The organism is Aggregatibacter sp. oral taxon 513, from assembly GCF_018128305.1.
Taxonomy (GTDB): Bacteria; Pseudomonadota; Gammaproteobacteria; order Enterobacterales; family Pasteurellaceae; genus Aggregatibacter; species Aggregatibacter segnis_A.
This window is the reverse complement of the sequence record NZ_CP072381.1, coordinates 1345678-1366208: the sequence shown is the minus strand read 5'-3', so window position 1 is coordinate 1366208 and position 20531 is coordinate 1345678. Positions and strand designations below refer to the sequence as shown.

Genomic DNA, 20531 nt, shown 5'->3' with positions numbered 1-20531 from the left:
GAAATCAATGAATAAATTTACTAAAGCATTGTTAGTTGCTGGTTCAGTAGCTGTATTAGCTGCTTGTGGATCATCAAAAAATGAAAGCGCAAACGGCCAAACTTTTGGTGGTTACTCTGTTCAAGACTTACAACAACGCTACAACACTGTATATTTCGGTTTCGACAAATACAATGTTGAAGGTGAATATGCTCAAATCTTAGATGCTCACGCTGCATACTTAAATGCAACTCCAGCAACTAATGTACGTATTGAAGGTAATACTGACGAACGCGGTACTCCGGAATACAACATGGCATTAGGTGAACGTCGTGCTCACGCAGTACAAAGTTTCTTAACTGCTAAAGGTGTACAAGCAGGTCAAATCTCTACCGTTTCTTACGGTGAAGAGAAACCAGCAGTATTAGGTCATGACGAAGCAGCTTACGCGAAAAACCGTCGCGCTGTGTTAGCATACTAATTTTTTGCTATTTCAAATAAAAAGCCGGGTTAATACCCGGTTTTTTATTTTTTACTGTGGTGTACGATTCTGCTTTTTAGTTAGAATTACGCATATTTGATTGCTTTTATTTTGATGCATATTCAAGCGAATAAATAAAAAAACAAAATTTTTTATTGATTCTTGAAATAAAATCAGTATTATAAGCCCTCGTCGTTGGGTCGTTAGCTCAGTCGGTAGAGCAGCGGACTTTTAATCCGTTGGTCGAAGGTTCGAATCCTTCACGACCCACCAATCAATAAAATACCCCTTTCTCGAGGGTCGTTAGCTCAGTCGGTAGAGCAGCGGACTTTTAATCCGTTGGTCGAAGGTTCGAATCCTTCACGACCCACCAATTTAAAGCTGTATTTCCCAAACATGGGTCGTTAGCTTAGTCTGGTAGAGCAGTGGACTCTTAATCCATTGGTCATAGGTTCGAATCCTATACGACCCACCATTGAAACTCTTTGTGCATCATATAAATTTATAATTCTGAATTAATGTTCAGATACGACATCTTTTTTATTTATGTCGTAAATGTGACGTAGTTTTTTGTCCCCTTGTTAATTTTTCTCCAAATTAATTTTACTTTGCGATCTTGCTCGCAAAATTCTTCTTCCTGCATGTTTTAGTCCTGGTTATTCCCTTAAAGTGCGGTCAAAAAAAGGAACGTTTATGCAAAAGGGATTTACTTTGTTGGAAATGTTAATCGCACTTTTCATTCTTAGTTTATTGTTGATGCTTGCTTTGCCTACATGGCAGCAATCTTCACAGCAGAATATCTTACAAAAAGAGCAACAAAAACTTTATGCGTTTTTACGTCAAATTCAGGCACGCGTAGAAAATTCTTCTGATATCTGGTTTCTCATGGCAAGTCGCGATTTGTCAGGAAAACGTTGGTGTTTAACTGCGCAGATTAAAAATCATCATCTATGTGATTGTTTGGCCCTCCAAGGTTGTCCTCCTCATGTTTCTGCACATTTTTATTATCCTGCTTTCTCGGACACCATGTTGATTAGCAAGCGTTATTATCCTCTGGAACTCACGCGGTTAAGTGGCATTCGTAACACCGCGTCCACAGCCTGTTTTGTGTTGCAAGCCAATCATCAACGAACCCTCTTTTCGTTTTTTAATGTGGGCAGTTTGAAATTAAAAGATAACCAATCCTTAAGTGCTTGTGTAAATGATGAAGAATAGAATGAGGTTAAAACAAAAATGCCTTTCAGGGCAAAGTTTAGTGAGTTTAATGCTTTCGGTGTCGCTTTCTTCGTTTTTACTTTTAGTGATTTTGCAGTTTTATAACCAACATCAGCAGCAAAATCGGGAAATGCTTTTGCGTTTGCAGTTACAAACGGAGCTGCAGCGTGTGATTCAGCTCATCGGAAAAGATTTGGCGCGTGCCGGTTTTCGCGCGGTGAGCGAGAAATTAACCCGAAACAATTTATCCTTATTTGAACAACCGAATCCGCCCTCGGCAATGACTATTGCGCAAATGAATGGTGAAAAAAGCAACAGTTGCGTTCTCTTTTTCTATGATCTGAATGTGAACGGCTGTATAGGCGGACAATACAAAGGCAATACCTGTCTTGCAAACGAGAAAAATGCCACCAAAGAAATTGAACGTGAATTATTCGGTTATCGACTCAATAAGAAAATGGTAGAAACCCGTTTAACCTATAAAAGTGCGGTCAAACAAAATTGCAGTTTTGAAGATTGCCAACGTTATACCCAACAATCTGCCTGTAATCACGGTGGCTGGGTGGATTTGTTAGATGAAAAAGAATATGAAATTTCTGATTTCACTTTTACTTGGTTAGCGGAACAAAAAGGCGTTGAAGTGCGTTTAATGGGAAATTTAAAGCAGAATAAAGAAATTACCTACGAAACCGCCATTGTTGTGCCCTTATTAAACCGAGAAGAACCATGACAACACCCCAACGCGGCATCATGACCCTCACCTTACTGATATTACTCAGCGGATTTTTACTTCTTACCATGCTGTTTAATGATGATTTACTTCGTTTGTATTCATCTATTGCCGCTCAGCGGCATAGGTATGTGGAACAACAACTCACCTTGCAACAACTTAGCGTGAATGAGAAAAAGCCGCGCTGTGAGCAGCTTTCCACGCAGGAAAACGGTGATACCTTTCTCTTAACATTTCGGCTGGAGAATAATCCATTTGCTGATGGCTTAAGCCATTATGCTTGGTGTCAACGGGATAAGTTATTTCAAAAACAACCGGTGCGAAACCAACATGAAAAATTGTTTGATCAGTTTATTTCCAAAGAAGGGCTTGCGCTTTTTCGTTCACAATTGCCGTCGCCTCCGCTCATGTTAGGCTCATCATCGCCCGCGGCATTGTATTGGTTCACAGCGGAAGAAACCGAATGGGAGATTCACAAAAATGTGAATGCGGTGATTGTCGCCGAAGGCGATTTACACATTCGAGGGCAAGGTAAAATTAGCGGTTCGATCATTACTAAAGGGCGATTGACGTTAGATGAAAATATTAAAGTGACTTATTCCAAAAGTACGGTTACTCAGATCGTGCAACAATATAGTCGTTGGCGATTAGCAGAGAAGAGTTGGTATGATTTTGTCGTTCCCAAAAATTAATCAGAAAGGCATGAGCTTGGTGTCCTTGTTGGTGGCTTTATCTGTATTTAGCGGGCTTTTCCTCACGTTTAACCAATGGGGAAATTTACAACGCAAAAGTGCGGTGGAAATTTATCAACGTTTTCAAGCTATTCAAATTGTTGAGAATCAACATCAACGGCGTTTTCTTGGGTTACCTTGTGAATCGAACGTGCTACAGAATCAAATTCGTTTTCGCGTTACGTGCACGCAAAATCAGGTCACGGTGAAATATCCTCGCGGTGAAATTAGTTTATAATAGCGCAAATTATAGTTAGGCTTATTTCCGGAGGCGGCGTGTTTACTGTTTATCATTCGAATCAACTTGAGGTGCAAAAGGACATTCTCGTTGAATTAATTCAACGTCAACCGCTGAGCAATCCATTACAGCCGGAAACCGTGCTGGTGCAAAGTCCGGGCATGGCACAATGGTTACAGTTACAAATCGCAGAGCAAAAAGGCATTGCAGCAAATTTTGCGTTTCCAATGCCCGCCAGCTTTATTTGGCAGCTTTATGCAGAAAATTTGCCCGATGTGGCGCAAAGCAATCAATTTAATAAAAATGCCATGATGTGGCGTTTGATGCGCTTAATTCCTCAATATTTAGAACAAGAGGCTTTTCATCCTTTACGCCATTATCTGGCGCATTCTGTTCAATCGGAGCAATTTAAACTCTACCAACTTGCCGGCAAGATCGCGGATTTATTCGACCAATATTTGGTTTACCGCCCGAACTGGATTGCCGCTTGGGAAGCGCACCAAGAGGCAGATATTCATCATCAAATTGAAGCTCAATCCAATTTCAATAATGATCGTTTATCGGCACAGATTGAACAAAATATTGCCTGGCAGGCGAGCCTGTGGCGGGCTTTGGTACAGGCAGTAAAAACCGAAACCGGATTGGATTTAGTACAACACCGAGCGCATTTACACCAGTTGCTGTTAGAAAAACTCCGTGAAAATCGACCGCTCTTTTTACCGGAACGTCTTTTCATTTTCGGTATTCCTGCCTTGCCAAAAGCCTATTTAGAAATTTTTCAAGTCATTAGCGCATATTGTGATGTGCATTTGTTCTTCAATAATCCTTGCGAGGAATATTGGGGCGACATTGTGGATCCAACATTTGTTGAAAAATTAGCACTACGCACTCGTACCGATTATTTCAACCAAGTCAATAGACCTTTGTTATCCGCAGAACAAAGAGAGCAGGTAGAGCGGCAATGGGAGGTGACTTACGCACAAGAAAAATTGCAAGTCGGTAATCCCTTGTTGGCTTCATGGGGAAAATTGGGACGCGATTTTTCTTATTTATTAACGCAGTTGGAACCGAATGAGATTTCTGCCTATGCGGAGATTGAACCGAAGAATTTATTGAGTCAAATTCAGCATCAGATTTTGCATCTTATGCCGAGTGGCAGCGAGCCGTTAAACTATCAGGAAAATGACCGCACTTTAACCTTCCATGCTTGCCACAGCACGATGCGGGAAGTGGAAGTCTTGCAGGATTATCTGCTGCATTTATTACAAGAAAATCCACATTTGACCCCAAAAGACATCATCGTGATGGTGGCGGATATTGATAAATACACCCCTTATATTCTCGCGGTTTTCGGGCAACATGCTACGCCGCAAACTGCCATTCCATTTTCTATTTCGGATAACAAATTATCGGAAAATGATGTAGTTATTGCCGGTTTCCTTTCTTTATTGCATCTCAAAGAAAGTCTTTTCAGTGCAGAAGACGTGTTGGCGCTGTTAGATGTACCAGCAATACGCCAACGCTTTAATATTGAATTGCAGGATTTGGCGCAAATTCGAGATTGGGTGAAAAATGCCGGCGTGCGTTTTGGTTTAGATAAACAAAGTGCAGAGAATCATGATGAGACGCAAAACAACTACAATTCCTGGCAAGCCGGTTTGGAACGTATGTTGTTGGGGTATGCCTTACGGGAAGAAAATGGTATTTGGCAAGACAGCCTTGGATTGGACAACAGTTTCGGCTTAAAAGGTCAGCTGGCAGGGCAACTGGCTGAGTTTATCGCCGCATTATCAGATTGGTTCCAAACGTTGCAACAGCGCTATTCCGTGGCGCAATGGCAACAACATTTGTTGACCTTAACGGATAGTTTCTTTGCTGCGACAACGGAAACCGAAGAAACCTTGTTTTATATTAAAGACGTGATTCAGCAATTTGCAGAACAGTTACAGGACGTGCATTTTGACGAGCTCTTGGCCGTTGATGTTGTGGCGGATGTCATGAGTGGTGCGTTAGAAGAAAACCCGAATCATTACCGTTTTTTAGCCGGCAAAGTGAATTTTTGCACGTTGCTGCCGATGCGTTCTATTCCGTTTAAAGTGGTCTGCCTGCTCGGTATGAATGACGGTGAATACCCACGTCAACAGCCGCCAAATAGTTTTGACTTAATGCAGTATCACCGCATTAAAGGCGATCGTGCGCGCCGTGATGATGATCGTTACTTGTTCCTTGAGGCTTTGCTGTCTGCGCAAGAATATTTGTACATCAGCTATATCGGTCGTTCTATTTCGGATAATCAAGAACGTGAGCCGTCGGTGTTGGTGAGCCAGTTGTTGGATTACATCGTGGAAAATCTGCCGAATGAAGGCAAAGATTGGCGGGCATTACTGGTGCAACAACACGGCATGACGGCATTTAGTCGAAAAAACTTTGAAAAAAACGACCGCACTTTTAGCCAATCTTTTGCGCAACAATGGTTGCCTTTGGTGAATTCGCAATCCAATCAGGCATTGTCGAATTTCATTCAACCGACGATAGCGCAGGATGGTTTCGAACAAGAAACGGAGATTGAATTTTCTCGTTTGGTGGCGTTTGTGAAAAATCCGGTGAAATTTTTCTTTGAGCGCCGCCTCGGTGTGAATTTTTCCGAGCAGGAAGAAAGTATCGCCGACAGTGAAAATTTCGTTTTGAATAATGGCTTAGAGAAATACCTGATTCATGCGGACTTAGTCGATGTCGATGAACACCAAATCGACGCGTTTTTTGATCATTTGAAGGTGAAAGGTGTCTTGCCAAGAGGCGAATTTGCGACACTCTACGCCAATAAATTATTGGATGAAGTGGCGGAATTTAAACACTATATTGCCGATTATGTGGAACAAACGCCACAAAACCGTTTTGTACAAATGACCTTGCCGACGGCATTCGGTAATATCACCTTATCAGGCAATATCTCCCACTTATATGGCGACCCGTTACAGCGTGTGACTTGGCGCATGGCAACTATCAAAGACAAAGATCGTATTGAAGCTTGGTTATATCATTTATTGTTGTGTGCCACGCAGCCGCAGCCGACGGAATCCATTTTCCAAGGCAAGGACAAACGCGAGATCTTTCAAGTGGTGTCTCAACAGGATGCCCTTGCGCAACTGCAAATTTATGTAGAAAGCTATTTAGCCGGGCAGTCGCAATTGCAGCTGATTCCAACACAGGGCATTGAGGCATACCTAAAACAGATTGCTAACGAAGAGACAGTTGAGGATGATAAGTGCTTTGCACAGTTAATAAAAATTGCCGAAGGGGATGATTATTCCCGTGGCGATTTATATTGGCAACGTGTGTTGGGACAAACGCAGGAATTGGACTTGGCGTGGATAAATCAGCAGGTGAAAGCGTGGTTTGTGCCGATGTTGCAAGCAATTAAGAGGGAAAAATAGTCTTATAAATAGGCTGCCATGACCACGGCATCTTCCCGTTTGCCATCAGGGGTAGGGTAATAATTTTTACGGATATCCACTTGATTAAAGCCCAGCGAATCATAAAGCGCTTGGGCTTTTTTATTGGATTCGCGCACTTCTAGCCACAATGTCAAAATACCTTTTTGTCTGAGTTGGGTGATGAGCTCGTTTAAGAGTTGTCGTCCGAGTCCCAAGCCTTGTTTTTGCGGATCGATAGCAATATTAAACAGGGTGGCTTCATCTAGTACGGTCTGACAAATAGCAAATCCATAAATCTGATGGCCTTCGGCGATCTTTAAATTGAGATAACGCTCGCCTTGGTTATTTTTCAACGTGCCTAAACTCCAAGGCACGGCGTGAGCTGCCTGCTCAATGGCATAAAGTGCGTCAAAGTCTTGTTCTTCAATCAGCGAAATGGTTATCACGACAGTTCCTTGTTATTCGGCATTGATGGAAGGGGATTGTTGAATGGTTTGCCAAAATTGACGTTTTGCCTGCGGATTTTGTTTAAATTCCTCAAGATCATCAGACTGCCACACATTTAACGGTTGTGGGAGAGATAAAGTGCGGTCATTTTCCGAGGTGTTTTGAGAAAGCAACCAATAACTGACTTTATGGTTAACTTGCAAATAAGCAAGCTGTTCAAAGGTGATGTTTAATACTTGCTCGCTATCCAGTGTCAGGCTGCGTAACACATCCTGCACAACAGGTTGTTGCAATAGATTTTGCTGACTGATGATAATCAAACGAATATGCTCGGCGACAGTGATATTCATTGCGCCTTTCAACGCTTCCGGGCGCACTAACTGCCATTGGCTAATGCCCATTTGTTGCAGTAATACATCTCGACGGGAGTAAGGTTGGCGCGTTTCTTGCATATCTAAAATCAATTCAATCCAGTATAATGGGCGCCCATTTTAACCAATAAGGCAGAGGATTAATAGCGTGATTTGTGCAGAAAGCGAAGTGTTGGAACGGCATTTAGATTTTTTAACAGGGAAGTCGTTATTGCTTACGGGAGCCGTGAACGATGAATTTCTTTCCGATTTACGACGCCAAGGTTTTAACGCCCGCGCTTGGAGTTGGTATTTTGATTACGCCAACCGAGAAAATCAAAAGCAACAAAGTGCGGTGGATTTTTCCCTCGAATTTCAACGCCAAGCCGATTTGATCCTGTTTTATTGGACGAAGAACAAGCAGGAATGTCATTTTCAATTAATGCAAATGCTTGCCAAAAGCCCGGTGGGACAAGAAATTCTCATTGTCGGCGAAAATCGAAGCGGCGTACGTTCTGCCGAAAATATGCTTGCGGACTTCGGCGATATTCACAAAATCGACTCTGCCCGCCGTTGTAGTCTTTATCATTTTCAGCTAAAAAATCCACCGCACTTTGAGCTGAATTTCTTCTGGAAATCCTACCAATCACCACAACTTGCCGATGTCACCGTGTATGCCTTGCCGGGCGTCTTCAGCGCCGCCGAACTGGATGGCGGCACGGCATTGTTGTTGTCCACGTTAAAAAATGTGTCGGGCGATGTACTGGATATCGGTTGTGGCGCCGGCGTGATTGGCAGTTACATTCAAAAACAATATCCGAAAACCAAGCTGGTGATGACGGATATTCACGCCATGGCGCTTGAATCGGCACAGCGAACGTTGCGAGAAAATCAGTTGCAAGGCACAGTATTGGCAAGCGATGTGTTCTCTCATGTGGAAGGAAAATTTGACCTGATCATTTCCAACCCGCCGTTTCATGATGGCATTGATACCGCCTATACCGCCGTTAATGAATTGATTAAACAAGCCAAATGGCATCTTAAAACCGGCGGTGAATTGCGTATTGTAGCGAATGCCTTTTTGCCTTATGCCGACTGGCTGGATCAACATTTCGGCAGCCATGAGGTATTGGCGAAAAATAACAAATTTAAGGTATATTCAGTGCGCGGATGAGTGAATAGTGCATTAAATTTCGCTAGTCTGACAAAAACCTTTTAGCTAGAATTCTACCTATTATTTACTACTTTGGGAGAAGACTATGAACTTTCCTAATATCGCCCAACAAGTCATTGAAAAACTTGGCGGCAAAGAAAATATTGTCACAGCGGCTCACTGTGCTACCCGTTTGCGTATTGTGCTAAATGATGAAAGCAAAGTGGACAAGGGAGGCATCGACAATATTGAGGGGGTAAAAGGGCAGTTTGCTGTTGCCGGGCAATATCAAATTATTTTTGGTTCCGGCACAGTGAATAAAGTCCACGCTGAATTAACCAAATTACTGGGTATCGGCGATGTGAGTAAAGCGGAAGTGGCAGAAGCGGCAGGCGGTAATCAAAGTTTGTTGCAACGTTTGGTGAAAGGTTTAGCGGATATCTTCGTACCGATCATTCCGGCCATTGTGGCAGGCGGTTTGTTGATGGGTATTTACAGCATGCTCACCGCCAAAGGGTTCTTTGTGGATGAACTCAGCGTCATCGACATGCATCCTGAACTCAAAGATTTAGTAGATTTCATTAACACCATTGCAAACGCACCATTTGTGTTCTTGCCGGTATTGCTTGGTTTCTCTGCCACCCGTAAGTTTGGTGGTAACCCATTCCTTGGGGCCGCATTAGGGATGTTATTGGTTCACCCGGCACTGGCTGACGGTTGGAACTATGCTTTAACTCTGGCAGAAGGCAAAATCCAATATTGGAATGTGTTTGGTTTGGAAATTGAACGAGTAGGTTACCAAGGCACTGTGATCCCAACCTTAATTTCCGCTTGGGTGTTGGCAACGTTAGAAAAAACGTTCCGTAAATTTGTGCCGTCTTATTTGGATAACCTGATTACACCGTTATTTTCCTTATTTATCGCAGGTTTCTTGGCGTTTACCCTCATCGGCCCAATCGGACGTGAAGCAGGTTCATTAATTGCCGCAGGGTTGACCTGGTTATATGACACATTAGGTTTCATCGGCGGTGCGATTTTCGGTACTTTCTACGCCCCCATCGTGATTACAGGTATGCATCAAACCTTTATTGCGGTGGAAACCCAATTATTAGCGGAAATGGCTCGTACCGGCGGTACCTTTATTTTCCCAATTGCGGCAATGTCTAACATTGCGCAGGGCGCCGCCTGTTTGGGCGTGGCATTTGCCTTAAAAGATCCAAAAGTACGCGGCTTGGCCATTCCTTCCGGTATTTCTGCGTTGCTGGGTATTACCGAGCCCGCCATGTTTGGGGTGAACTTGCGTTATCGTCAAGCCTTTATCGCAGCCATGATTGGCTCCGGTCTGGCGAGTGCCTTTATTGCCTTCTTTAACGTAAAAGCCATTGCCCTTGGTGCGGCAGGTTTCTTAGGTATTCCATCTATTAAACCGGACAGCCTTGCCATGTACAGCATTGGCATGGCCATTTCCTTTATTGTGGCATTCAGCCTTTCCACGATTTTAGTGAAACGGGCACAAGCCAAAGCATAGTTTGCCAACCTTGAGAAAGCACGAATTTGTGAAAGCGGATTCGTGCTTTTTCTTTTGCACAAATATAAAAATGCCTTTAAAAACGACCGCACTTTTTTACAAATTTTTCGTGCATTTCTACATAAACGCAAACGTTTGCGTTATAATACGCCACCTCAAATTTACTTCAGAAATCAAAGGAAATTATTCATGCAATCAACTCGTCCCATTCGCCAAGCATTGCTTAGCGTGTCCGATAAATCCGGTATTGTGGAATTTGCCCAAGGCCTCGTAAAGCGCGGTGTTAAACTGCTTTCTACCGGTGGTACGGCAAAACTGTTAGAACAAAACGGCTTGCCGGTAACCGAAGTGTCCGATTACACCGGTTTTCCGGAAATGATGGACGGTCGCGTGAAAACCTTACATCCGAAAGTGCACGGTGGGATTTTAGGTCGTCGTGGTACGGACGATGCCATTATGCAGCAACATGGCATTGAAGGCATTGATATGGTGGTGGTGAATTTATATCCTTTTGCCGCAACCGTGGCTAAGCCAAATTGCACGTTAGAAGATGCCGTAGAAAATATTGATATTGGCGGCCCAACCATGGTGCGTTCCGCTGCGAAAAACCATAAAGATGTGGCGATTGTCGTGAACAATCAGGATTTTGATGCCATTCTTGCCGAAATGGATCAACATCAAAACAGCTTAACGCTTGAAACTCGTTTTGATCTTGCCATCAAAGCATTTGAACACACCGCGCAATACGATTCCATGATCGCGAACTATTTCGGTCAATTGGTGAAACCTTATCATGTTGCTTCTGAAGAAGATGCGGAGGCGAAGTGCGGTCAATTCCCGCGGACTTTAAATTTGAATTTCGTGCGTAAACAAACCATGCGTTACGGCGAAAATGCCCATCAAAATGCCGCGTTTTATGTGGATCTCAATGTAAAAGAAGCGAGTGTGGCGACGGCAAACCAACTACAAGGTAAGGCTTTGTCTTATAACAATATTGCCGACACCGACGCAGCCCTCGAATGCGTAAAAGAATTTGATGAACCGGCTTGTGTGATTGTGAAACACGCCAATCCGTGCGGCGTGGCCTTAGGCAAAGATATTTTAGAGGCCTATAATCGCGCCTATCAAACAGACCCAACCTCAGCCTTTGGCGGTATCATTGCGTTTAACCGTGAATTAGACGAAAAAACGGCAAATGAAATTGTAGAACGTCAATTTGTGGAAGTGATTATCGCACCGAAAGTGTCTGCAGAAGCTGTTGAAGTGGTGAAACGTAAGAAAAATGTCCGTTTGCTTGAATGTGGAGAATGGCAAGCGCGTACCCAACGTTTAGATTTCAAACGTGTGAACGGTGGCTTGTTGGTGCAAGATGCGGATTTAGGCATGGTGGACTTGGATGATTTAAAAGTGGTCAGCAAACGTCAACCAACGGAACAAGAATTGAAAGATTTATTGTTCTGCTGGAAAGTGGCGAAATTCGTGAAATCCAATGCGATTGTTTACGCCAAAGATAACCAAACCATCGGCATTGGTGCAGGCCAAATGAGCCGCGTGTATTCGGCTAAAATCGCCGGTATTAAAGCGCAAGATGAAGGCTTGGAAGTAGCCGGTTGTGTGATGGCATCTGATGCGTTCTTCCCATTCCGTGACGGCATTGATGCGGCGGCGAAAGTAGGCATTCAATGCGTGATTCATCCGGGCGGCTCAATGCGCGATCAGGAAGTGATTGATGCGGTAGATGAGCATAATATGGTGATGGTATTGACCGGAATGCGGCATTTTAGACATTAATTTATGTTATAACTTCGCTCAATGAGCGACTTACTTTTTTACTTATCCCCTCTCTTTCGTAAAGAGGGGGCTGGGGGGAGATTTAAAACGATGCTAAATGTACTATGAGGTTGAAATAACTTCTGCCAAATCTCCCCTACCCCTCTTTGCTAAAGAGGGGATTAAATTCAAAAAGACACAAGGACTACAACATGAATATCCTTATCATCGGAAACGGCGGCCGTGAACACGCCCTCGCTTGGAAAGCGGCGCAATCTCCATTAGCGGATAAAATTTTCGTTGCACCGGGCAATGCGGGGACGGCGTTAGAACAAAAAGTCGAGAACGTGAATATCGCTGCAACGGATGTTCCTGCGTTGGTTAAATTTGCCCAAGATAACCACATTGGTTTAACGATCGTGGGGCCTGAAGCGCCACTTGTGATTGGGGTGGTGGATGCGTTTCGTGCAGTCGGTTTAAACATTTTCGGACCAACGCAAGCAGCAGCGCAATTGGAAGGTTCAAAAGCTTTTACCAAAGATTTTTTAGCGCGTCATAAAATCCCAACAGCGGAATATCAAAACTTCACTGAAGTCGAGCCGGCATTGGCTTACTTGCGTGAAAAAGGCGCACCAATTGTCGTTAAAGCGGATGGTTTGGCTGCAGGCAAAGGCGTGATTGTGGCGATGACGTTGCAAGAAGCGGAAGACGCGGTGCGGGATATGCTGTCCGGTAATGCCTTTGGTGAAGCTGGCAGTCGGGTGGTCATTGAAGAATTTTTAGATGGCGAAGAGGCGAGTTTTATCGTTATGGTGGATGGCAAAAACGTCGAACCTATGGCGACCAGTCAAGACCATAAACGTGTGGGCGAAAAAGACACGGGCTTGAATACCGGCGGCATGGGGGCTTATTCTCCTGCGCCTGTGGTGACACCTGAAATTCATGAACGCGTGATGCGTGAAGTTATCTATCCAACGGTCAACGGCATGGCGGCAGAAGGCAATGTTTACACCGGTTTCTTGTATGCCGGTTTGATGATCATGCCAAATGGTCAGCCGAAAGTGATCGAATTTAACTGTCGTTTCGGTGATCCGGAAACCCAACCGATCATGTTGCGTTTAGAATCGGATTTGGTGGAACTTTGTCTTAAAGCCTGTGATGGCAAATTGGACGAAGTGAAATCCCAATGGAATCCGAAGGCTTCTTTGGGTATCGTATTGGCTGCAGAAGGCTATCCGGGGGATTATCGTAAAGGCGCTGAAATCAGCGGTTTGCCTCAAAGTGCGGTCGAAAATGAGAAAGTTTTCTTGGCGGGCGTAGAAGCGAAAGCGGGCAAGTTAGTTACTAATGGAGGCCGCGTGCTTTGTGCTACGGCATTGGGTGAAAGCGTATTTGAGGCACAACAGAAAGCGCTGAAACTGGCTGAACAAATCCAATGGAACGGACGTTTTTATCGTCGTGATATCGGCTATCGCGCCGTGGCACGTGAGCAGAAAAAATAGCAAAAAAAATGATTCGTAAGTTCGTCTAAGTACTTGCGAACCAGATGGCGGTGCCGGCAAAGGCGACGTTAAAAATCTAATGGATTTTTTGACCGCACTTTTATGAATAGTTTTCATTGATTTGATGAAAATTTAGGACTTAATTTTTAATTAAATTTCAATCCATAAACAGTTAAACTATACCACTCAAAATTACATAACGAGGAAAACACAATGTTTAAAAAGAGCATGAACATCGCTGATTACGATCCGGTTTTATGGCAAGCCATTCAAGATGAGAATCGTCGTCAAGAAGAACATATTGAATTAATCGCTTCTGAAAACTATGCCAGCCCGCGCGTAATGCAAGCGCAAGGTTCTCAATTCACCAATAAATATGCGGAAGGCTATCCGGGCAAACGCTATTATGGTGGTTGTGAGTACGCTGACATTGTGGAGCAGTTAGCGATTGATCGTGCGAAAGAATTATTTGGCGCAGATTATGTGAACGTGCAACCGCACTCTGGTTCACAAGCGAATGCAGCCGTTTATATGGCATTATTAAATCCGGGCGATACCATTTTAGGCATGAGCTTGGCACATGGTGGCCACTTAACCCACGGTGCTTCCGTGAGCTTCTCCGGTAAAATCTATCATGCAGAACAATATGGTATTACGGATGAAGGTTTGATTGACTACGATGCTTTGCGTAAACAAGCCCATGAAGTGAAACCGAAAATGATTGTGGGCGGTTTCTCTGCTTATTCTCAAGTGGTTGATTGGAAAAAAATGCGTGAAATCGCAGATGAAGTAGGCGCCTATTTATTCGTGGATATGGCGCACGTTGCCGGTTTAATTGCGGCGGGCGTCTATCCGAATCCACTTCCGTATGCTCATGTTGTTACAACAACAACGCATAAAACCTTAGGTGGTCCACGTGGCGGTTTAATTTTATCTGCCAGCGGCGATGAAGAAATGTATAAAAAACTTCAATCTGCAGTCTTCCCGGCTGGTCAAGGTGGTCCATTAGTTCACATTATTGCGGCAAAAGCGGTATGTTTCAAAGAGGCGTTAGAGCCGGAATATAAAATCTACCAACAAAATGTCTTGAAAAATGCAAAAGCCATGGTGGAGGTGTTTAAACAACGCGGTTACAAAGTGGTTTCAAACAGCACCGAAAATCACTTGTTCTTGGTGGATTTAGTTCAACAAGGTTTAACCGGTAAAGCGGCGGATGCGGCACTTGGTAAAGCAAACATTACCGTGAATAAAAACTCGGTACCAAATGATCCACAAAAACCATTTGTGACTTCCGGTATTCGTGTAGGTACACCTTCCGTTACCCGTCGTGGCTTTAACGAGCAAGACTGTCGTGAACTTGCCGGCTGGATGTGTGATGTGTTAGACGCACTCGGTAAAGACAATGAAGAACAAGTGATTGCGGCGACAAAAGAAAAAGTATTGGCAATCTGTAAACGTCTTCCGGTTTACGCCTAATTATTCAGGCATTTCTCTTTAAGCGGCGAATTTCGCCGCTTTTTTATTGCTTAAAGTGCGGTCGAAAAATAAAACGTTTTTATGGCGTTATTCGGAAAATGTGATGAGCCTTGGAAATAAAAAAGGTCGTTAAAAAACGACCTTTTTTGTTTTAGTGATTTTTATGGTAACTCTTCAATATCATCTTTATTCACTTTCGGTTGAACCATGTGTTCACGGGTTAAACCTAAGTCATAGGCGATAGCAATCGCAATGAAGATGGAAGAATAGGTACCGAATCCAATCCCGATGAGCAAGGCTAGTGAGAAACTGTGAATGGTCGGCCCCCCGAAGATGAAGAGGGCGATAACGACAATTAACGTGGTGAGCGATGTCATAATGGTACGGGATAGGGTTTGGGTTAAGGAAATATCGATGATGTCGATGGCAGAAATCCGTCTGATTTTACGGAAGTTTTCACGCACACGGTCGAATACCACGATACTGTCGTTTAACGAGTAACCTACCACGGAAAGGATCGCCGCAATAAAGGTTAAATCCATTTCGATTTGTAAGTAAGAGAATGCACCAAGGGTGACAATCACGTCGTGCGCTAAAGAAAGCACACCACCGGTTGCTAAACGCCATTCAAAACGCATGCCCACATAAAGCAAGAGCATAATGAGGGTGGCTAAGGTGGCGTAAATTGCCCCTTGGGTCAATTCTTCACCTACGTTAGGTCCGACAAACTCAATGGAGCGGATTTGAATATCACTATCCAAGGTGTTCAGCATTTTTTTGACATGATCGCCGATTTGTGCATCATCGGTTGCCGGTAGGCGAATCATCACATCGCGGACCCCACCGGTGGTTTGCACGAGTGGACTCTCAATGCCGTTTTGTACTAACGTAGAACGGATTTTTTCCAAATCTGCCGGTTGAGAGAAGTGGGTATCAACCACCACGCCACCGGTGAAATCTAAGCCCCAGTTGAAACCTTTGGTAAATACAAAGAATAATGAAACCGCGATAATCACAACGGAAGCAAGGTAGCCCCATAGACGGAATTTCATGAATTCCACTAAACGGAAAGGGAGTTTAATGCCTTGAATTTCTTTAATTGGCTGACTTCTATTTTCTAAATTCACAATATATTTCCTCACCGTTAAATTGATAATTTATCAATTCGTTTGCCGCCGTATAAGAAATTCACGATTGCGCGTGTTCCGGTGATTGCGGTAAACATGGAGATAGCAATCCCTAAAGATAAGGTGATTGCGAAGCCTTTGATCGGACCCGTCCCTACAGCATAAAGTGCTACCGCAGTCAAAATGGTGGTTAAGTTCGCATCGAAGATAGAACTGAATGCACCGCTATAACCTTCGCTAATAGCTTGTTGAACAGGGCGACCGTTGCGAATTTCTTCTTTTATTCGCTCAAAGATTAACACGTTTGCGTCCACGGACATCCCTACTGCCAATACGATACCGGCAATCCCGGGCATGGTGAGCGTGGCGCCCGGTAATAAGGACATCAAGCCGACCAATAAAATGATATTGGCGATTAAGGCGACATTGGCAATAAGACCGAATTTACGATAGTAAATGACCATAAAGGCGACGACGATCATTAAGCCCCAAAAACTTGCTTGCAAACCTTGTTCGACGTTTTGCGCACCAAGAGATGGACCAATGGTGCGTTCTTCCACGATTTGAATCGGCGCAATTAACGCACCGGAACGAAGTAACACCGCAAGGTTTTGTGCTTCTGCCGGAGAGTCAATGCCGGTAATTTGGAATTGACTACCGAAACGGCCTTGAATGGTGGCAACGTTAATCACTTCTTCGTGTTTTTGTAAAATGGTTTTGCCATTTTCGTCTTTTTTGCCGCTATCTTTATATTCCACATACAACGTCGCCATTGGTTTTTGGATGTTGGCGCGTGTAGTTTGTGACATGATTTCGCCGCCTTCGCTATCCAAGGTGACGCTTACTTGCGGTCTAGAGGTATTTTGATCCACACCGGAACTGGCGTTCGTAATGTGCTCACCACCTAATACGGCACGTTTATATAGCACGATAGGGCGATTGTTTCTGTCATATTTTACTTCAGAATCAGAAGTCACCATGCCGCGAGCGGCTGCCTCTAAGTTTGCATTACCATTGACTAAGCGGAATTCAAGGGTCGCCGTAGCACCCAGAATTTCTTTCGCGCGAGCCGTATCTTGTACCCCCGGCAATTCAACCACGATACGTTCTGCGCCTTGGCGTTGAATTACGGCTTCTGCGACACCAAGTTCGGTGACACGTTTACGCAAAATACTTAAGTTTTGTTCAATCGCACTTTCGCGAGCTTCGTTTAATGCCGCATCAGATAACGCCAAAGACAGGGTATTATCAGAAATCGCACGAATGTCTAAGGTCGGATGCTGTTTGCGCAAATAACGTTGTACATCAGATAACTGTTCCGGATTAACCAAACTTACGATTGTGGAAAAATTCTCCGCTGACTTAATAGCGCTGTATTGATATTTTTCTTTGCGCAATTCGGCACGTAAGGAATCTTGTAATTGCTCTTGACGTTTGGTGAGCGCAGAATTCATATCCACTTCCATCAGGAAGCGTACACCACCACGCAAATCCAAGCCCCATTTCATCGGATTGCCGCCAATGCTACTTAGCCATTTTGGCGTTGCCGGTGCAAGGTTTAGGGCGATAGAGTAGTTATTGCCTAATTTTTCAGTGATTTTATCTTTGGCGAGTAATTGGTTATCGGTATTGTTAAAACGTACAAGAATAGAGCCGTTTTCTAACACGATGGATTTAGTTGCCAGATTATTTTCTTTTAGGACAGTTTGAACTTCGCTTAGCACGCTGGAATTAGCTTCCTGACCACGAGTTCCTGAGATTTGTACGGCAGGATCTTCACCGTAAAGATTTGGAAGAGCGTATAAAATACCAATGGCGACCAAAAAGATCACCATTAGATTCTTCCATAAAGGGTAACGATTTAACATAGATTTCCTGTTCCCTTGAGGAATGTAAGATTAAAGGGTTTTAATTGTGCCTTTCGGTAATACCGCTGCAATGTAGTTGCGGTTGATGGTCACTTCAGTGCTGTCGTTTAACGCGATAACGATGCTGTCGCTGTTTTCAACTACTTTGGTGATTTTACCAATGATACCGCCGGCGGTTAATACTTCGGTGCCTTTGGTTAATTCGGACATTAATTTTTTGTGTTCTTTATTTCTTTTTGCTTGCGGACGATAAATCATGAAATAGAAAATCAATCCGAAGATGATGAAAATAAATAACATTGACATTGGGCTGCCTTGTTGAGCTTCCATTCAAATTTCCTTTTAGTTAATGAAAAGAGAAGACGCTATGGAGCGTCCGTAAACTGATTAAAATCGGCTGTTAAAATACCATAAATTCGCTTAAATGTGAAAATGATATTGTAAAAATGACGGCAAAAATGACCGCACTTTTTAAGGCTGAAAATAGGGCGGTTACTTATTGATTTTAGTGATTTGAATGGTACGTTGAGATTGACTTATTACAGCAAAAGACAACTGCTGTACTTCGCAAAATAAACGAAAATCTTCGATGTCACTTTCCGCAGCAAGCCACACCGTCAATACATCATTTGGGGCTAATGTGTTGACGGCATTTTTCGTCATCAATAACGGCAGAGGACAACGATACTCACGAGTATCAAGTTGATATTCCATAATTTAAATCAACGATAGCTTAAGCTTGTACGCGACGACGGGCGCTCATGATGTTGCCGATTTCGCGTAATTCCGATTCCGACAAATGTTGTTTACCAAGCTTAAATAACGGCTCTTCCAAGGCGATATGTTTGTCGTAGCCTGAGACCACATTGTTGATCAACGCCATATCGACATTCTCCCGCTCGCCATTCAACAAGGCTTGCAACTGTTCAGATAATTTTGCCCAGTTATCATGCAAGGTCACGTGCTGTCTCTCTAATTCATCAATGTCTTTTTGCGCCTCCGGCACATATTTCACCAACAGTGGGAAAAAATCTTTTTCCTCATCATCATGGTGCAACGGGGCTGACTGATTGAAATAATTGAGAATTTGCTGAACGTCATTTTTCACCGCCTGATTACAACCGTTTTTTGCCAAATAATCAGGCAAAATCGTTAATTGCCGACAAAAGCGTTTCACTTTGCTATGGCAGGCATACAACATTTCAATGGGTTCATTCCAACTGGCGAATTTTTGAGGTTCAAGGATTTGCATAAGAACTCCTGTGAGAGATGAAAGTGCGGTGGAAAAAACACTTAAATTTTTCACCGCACTTTTTACTAATAATTTTTAGCTGATTATTTTTCTGTTTCTGCAAGTTGTAACGGCGGAACAGGCTTACCGATTCTCGCATAAAATTCCACCACGAAATCATCGAAGCGATCTTCTTCAATGGCTTGGCGGATTTCCGCCATTAAACGTTGGTAATAACGCAAGTTGTGGATGGTGTTTAGGCGCGCCCCGAGGATTTCGCCGCATTTATCCAAATGATATAAATAGGCTTTGGTGTAATTCTTACAGGTGTAGCAATCACAGTGCGGATCTAACGGGCTGGTGTCGTCTTTGTATTTGGCGTTGCGGATTTTCACGATGCCGTCAGTGACGAATAAATGACCGTTACGTGCATTACGGGTCGGCATGACACAGTCGAACATATCGATACCGCGGCGTACCCCTTCCACTAAGTCTTCCGGTTTACCCACGCCCATTAAATAGCGTGGTTTGTCGGCAGGGATTTGCGGGCAAATGTATTCCAAAATGCGGTGCATATCTTCTTTCGGTTCACCTACGGCCAAGCCGCCCACGGCGTAGCCGTCGAAGCCGATGTTCACCAAACCTTCTAAGGATACTTTGCGTAATTCTTCAAAGGTGCCGCCTTGGATAATACCGAATAAGGCGTTTTTGTTGCCCAACTCATCAAAACGGTTGCGACTGCGTTGTGCCCAACGTAAAGACATTTCCATGGATTTTTTAGCGTAGTCAAACGTTGCTGGGTAAGGCGTACATTCATCGAAAATCATCACGATGTCGGAACCCAAATCATATTGGATTTCCATGGATTTTTCCGGTGATAAGAAAATACGTTCGCCGTTGATTGGGTTTTGGAATTTCACGCCTTCTTCGGTAATTTTGCGTAATTTGCCTAAACTGAACACTTGGAAGCCACCGGAATCGGTAAGGATCGGGCGATGCCATTGCATAAAATCGTGCAAATCGCCGTGTTTACGCATCACTTCTTGCCCCGGACGAAGCCATAAATGGAAGGTGTTTCCAAGGAGAATTTCTGCACCGGTCGCACGTACTTCTTCCGGTGTCATGCCTTTTACCGTGCCATAAGTACCGACAGGCATAAACGCCGGGGTTTCAACGGTAAAATTGCCTTGTGGGCGTTCAAATACCAAGCGACCACGACGGGCGTTGCCACTGGTTTTATCTAATTCATACTTCATTTTATTTCCTCAACG

General features: G+C 43.7%; 19 protein-coding genes and 3 tRNA genes. 14 read left to right on the top strand and 8 right to left on the bottom strand.

Translation table 11 applies throughout. The features are described 5' to 3' along the window. Nucleotides 1-7 precede the first annotated feature (7 nt). The 9 genes from pal to recC all read left to right on the top strand — a co-directional run bounded on the left by pal (nucleotide 8) and on the right by recC (nucleotide 6808). A complete protein-coding gene (gene pal, locus J5A60_RS06520; protein WP_006718991.1) occupies nucleotides 8-460 on the top strand; it encodes a peptidoglycan-associated lipoprotein Pal in 453 nt (150 codons plus the stop codon). 197 nt (nucleotides 461-657) lie between these two features. Continuing rightward, nucleotides 658-733, top strand: a tRNA-Lys gene (locus J5A60_RS06515). A 24-nt stretch (nucleotides 734-757) separates the two neighbouring features. Beyond that, nucleotides 758-833 (top strand) — tRNA-Lys (locus tag J5A60_RS06510). Between the two features lie 25 nt (nucleotides 834-858). Further along, nucleotides 859-935 (top strand) — tRNA-Lys (locus J5A60_RS06505). Between the two features lie 218 nt (nucleotides 936-1153). Continuing rightward, nucleotides 1154-1675 (top strand): prepilin-type N-terminal cleavage/methylation domain-containing protein, encoded by a 522-nt coding sequence (locus J5A60_RS06500; protein ID WP_212509845.1) that lies wholly within the window; start codon nucleotides 1154-1156, stop codon nucleotides 1673-1675. Further along, the gene (locus tag J5A60_RS06495; protein ID WP_371817614.1) at nucleotides 1662-2405 is read left to right on the top strand and encodes a hypothetical protein; all 744 of its coding nucleotides are present in this window, start codon (nucleotides 1662-1664) and stop codon (nucleotides 2403-2405) included. Before J5A60_RS06500 ends, J5A60_RS06495 begins: the two co-directional genes overlap by 14 nt. Then, nucleotides 2402-3097 (top strand): DUF2572 family protein, encoded by a 696-nt coding sequence (locus J5A60_RS06490; RefSeq protein WP_212509844.1) that lies wholly within the window; start codon nucleotides 2402-2404, stop codon nucleotides 3095-3097. Before J5A60_RS06495 ends, J5A60_RS06490 begins: the two co-directional genes overlap by 4 nt. After that, nucleotides 3072-3374 (top strand): DUF5374 domain-containing protein, encoded by a 303-nt coding sequence (locus J5A60_RS06485; RefSeq protein ID WP_212509843.1) that lies wholly within the window; start codon nucleotides 3072-3074, stop codon nucleotides 3372-3374. Before J5A60_RS06490 ends, J5A60_RS06485 begins: the two co-directional genes overlap by 26 nt. 38 nt (nucleotides 3375-3412) lie before the next feature. Continuing rightward, nucleotides 3413-6808, top strand: coding sequence for an exodeoxyribonuclease V subunit gamma (gene recC, locus J5A60_RS06480; protein WP_212509842.1), 3396 nt, complete (start codon nucleotides 3413-3415; stop codon nucleotides 6806-6808). Between the two features lie 2 nt (nucleotides 6809-6810). Here the strand turns inward: recC and rimI are convergent, their stop codons facing one another. After that, complete coding sequence (gene rimI / locus J5A60_RS06475; RefSeq protein WP_212509841.1) at nucleotides 6811-7254, bottom strand: ribosomal protein S18-alanine N-acetyltransferase; 444 nt, start codon at nucleotides 7252-7254, stop codon at nucleotides 6811-6813. Between the two features lie 12 nt (nucleotides 7255-7266). Next, nucleotides 7267-7707: a DNA polymerase III subunit psi gene (locus tag J5A60_RS06470; protein WP_212509840.1), complete on the bottom strand. Its 441-nt coding sequence runs from the start codon at nucleotides 7705-7707 to the stop codon at nucleotides 7267-7269. A gap of 67 nt (nucleotides 7708-7774) precedes the next feature. On the opposite strand from J5A60_RS06470, the gene rsmC reads away from it, so the two are divergent. The 5 genes from rsmC (at nucleotide 7775) to glyA (ending at nucleotide 15034) form a co-directional block, all read left to right on the top strand. Continuing rightward, the gene (gene rsmC, locus J5A60_RS06465) at nucleotides 7775-8779 is read left to right on the top strand and encodes a 16S rRNA (guanine(1207)-N(2))-methyltransferase RsmC (RefSeq protein WP_212509839.1); all 1005 of its coding nucleotides are present in this window, start codon (nucleotides 7775-7777) and stop codon (nucleotides 8777-8779) included. An 85-nt stretch (nucleotides 8780-8864) separates the two neighbouring features. Beyond that, a complete protein-coding gene (locus tag J5A60_RS06460) occupies nucleotides 8865-10286 on the top strand; it encodes a sucrose-specific PTS transporter subunit IIBC (RefSeq protein ID WP_212509838.1) in 1422 nt (473 codons plus the stop codon). Nucleotides 10287-10475: 189 nt separating this feature from the next. Next, nucleotides 10476-12077 carry a bifunctional phosphoribosylaminoimidazolecarboxamide formyltransferase/IMP cyclohydrolase gene (gene purH / locus J5A60_RS06455; RefSeq protein WP_212509837.1) on the top strand — a complete coding sequence of 534 codons (1602 nt, stop codon included), beginning with the start codon at nucleotides 10476-10478 and terminating at the stop codon, nucleotides 12075-12077. A 191-nt stretch (nucleotides 12078-12268) separates the two neighbouring features. Further along, nucleotides 12269-13558, top strand: a complete 1290-nt coding sequence (purD, locus tag J5A60_RS06450; RefSeq protein WP_212509836.1) for a phosphoribosylamine--glycine ligase — start codon at nucleotides 12269-12271, stop codon at nucleotides 13556-13558. 213 nt (nucleotides 13559-13771) lie between these two features. Further along, nucleotides 13772-15034, top strand: a complete 1263-nt coding sequence (gene glyA / locus J5A60_RS06445; RefSeq protein ID WP_006718964.1) for a serine hydroxymethyltransferase — start codon at nucleotides 13772-13774, stop codon at nucleotides 15032-15034. Between the two features lie 161 nt (nucleotides 15035-15195). Here glyA and secF read toward each other — a convergent pair whose 3' ends face one another. The 6 genes from secF to tgt all read right to left on the bottom strand — a co-directional run bounded on the left by secF (nucleotide 15196) and on the right by tgt (nucleotide 20516). Further along, nucleotides 15196-16161: a protein translocase subunit SecF gene (secF, locus tag J5A60_RS06440; RefSeq protein ID WP_032997941.1), complete on the bottom strand. Its 966-nt coding sequence runs from the start codon at nucleotides 16159-16161 to the stop codon at nucleotides 15196-15198. 17 nt (nucleotides 16162-16178) lie between these two features. Next, a complete protein-coding gene (gene secD / locus J5A60_RS06435) occupies nucleotides 16179-18029 on the bottom strand; it encodes a protein translocase subunit SecD (protein ID WP_212509835.1) in 1851 nt (616 codons plus the stop codon). A 30-nt stretch (nucleotides 18030-18059) separates the two neighbouring features. Further along, nucleotides 18060-18359 carry a preprotein translocase subunit YajC gene (gene yajC / locus J5A60_RS06430; RefSeq protein WP_006718961.1) on the bottom strand — a complete coding sequence of 100 codons (300 nt, stop codon included), beginning with the start codon at nucleotides 18357-18359 and terminating at the stop codon, nucleotides 18060-18062. 162 nt (nucleotides 18360-18521) lie between these two features. Next, nucleotides 18522-18743 (bottom strand): sulfurtransferase TusA family protein, encoded by a 222-nt coding sequence (locus J5A60_RS06425; RefSeq protein WP_212509834.1) that lies wholly within the window; start codon nucleotides 18741-18743, stop codon nucleotides 18522-18524. 19 nt (nucleotides 18744-18762) lie between these two features. After that, nucleotides 18763-19281 (bottom strand): hemerythrin domain-containing protein, encoded by a 519-nt coding sequence (locus tag J5A60_RS06420; RefSeq protein ID WP_212509833.1) that lies wholly within the window; start codon nucleotides 19279-19281, stop codon nucleotides 18763-18765. Nucleotides 19282-19364: 83 nt separating this feature from the next. Then, entirely contained in the window at nucleotides 19365-20516 is a 1152-nt protein-coding gene (gene tgt / locus J5A60_RS06415; protein ID WP_212509832.1) for a tRNA guanosine(34) transglycosylase Tgt, read from the bottom strand. Between the last annotated feature and the right edge of the window lie 15 nt (nucleotides 20517-20531).

Bases quoted from the DNA above. Each gene is read 5' to 3' on its own strand.
- purH (WP_212509837.1), top strand. From the start codon at position 10,476: ATGCAATCAACTCGTCCCATTCGCCAAGCATTGCTTAGCGTGTCCGAT.
- J5A60_RS06485 (WP_212509843.1), top strand. From the start codon at position 3,072: ATGATTTTGTCGTTCCCAAAAATTAATCAGAAAGGCATGAGCTTGGTG.
- tgt (WP_212509832.1), bottom strand. From the start codon at position 20,516: ATGAAGTATGAATTAGATAAAACCAGTGGCAACGCCCGTCGTGGTCGC.
- J5A60_RS06460 (WP_212509838.1), top strand. From the start codon at position 8,865: ATGAACTTTCCTAATATCGCCCAACAAGTCATTGAAAAACTTGGCGGC.
- purD (WP_212509836.1), top strand. From the start codon at position 12,269: ATGAATATCCTTATCATCGGAAACGGCGGCCGTGAACACGCCCTCGCT.
- J5A60_RS06500 (WP_212509845.1), top strand. From the start codon at position 1,154: ATGCAAAAGGGATTTACTTTGTTGGAAATGTTAATCGCACTTTTCATT.
- yajC (WP_006718961.1), bottom strand. From the start codon at position 18,359: ATGGAAGCTCAACAAGGCAGCCCAATGTCAATGTTATTTATTTTCATC.
- J5A60_RS06425 (WP_212509834.1), bottom strand. From the start codon at position 18,743: ATGGAATATCAACTTGATACTCGTGAGTATCGTTGTCCTCTGCCGTTA.
- J5A60_RS06495 (WP_371817614.1), top strand. From the start codon at position 1,662: ATGATGAAGAATAGAATGAGGTTAAAACAAAAATGCCTTTCAGGGCAA.
- glyA (WP_006718964.1), top strand. From the start codon at position 13,772: ATGTTTAAAAAGAGCATGAACATCGCTGATTACGATCCGGTTTTATGG.
- J5A60_RS06470 (WP_212509840.1), bottom strand. From the start codon at position 7,707: ATGCAAGAAACGCGCCAACCTTACTCCCGTCGAGATGTATTACTGCAA.
- secD (WP_212509835.1), bottom strand. From the start codon at position 18,029: ATGTTAAATCGTTACCCTTTATGGAAGAATCTAATGGTGATCTTTTTG.
- J5A60_RS06420 (WP_212509833.1), bottom strand. From the start codon at position 19,281: ATGCAAATCCTTGAACCTCAAAAATTCGCCAGTTGGAATGAACCCATT.
- J5A60_RS06490 (WP_212509844.1), top strand. From the start codon at position 2,402: ATGACAACACCCCAACGCGGCATCATGACCCTCACCTTACTGATATTA.
- pal (WP_006718991.1), top strand. From the start codon at position 8: ATGAATAAATTTACTAAAGCATTGTTAGTTGCTGGTTCAGTAGCTGTA.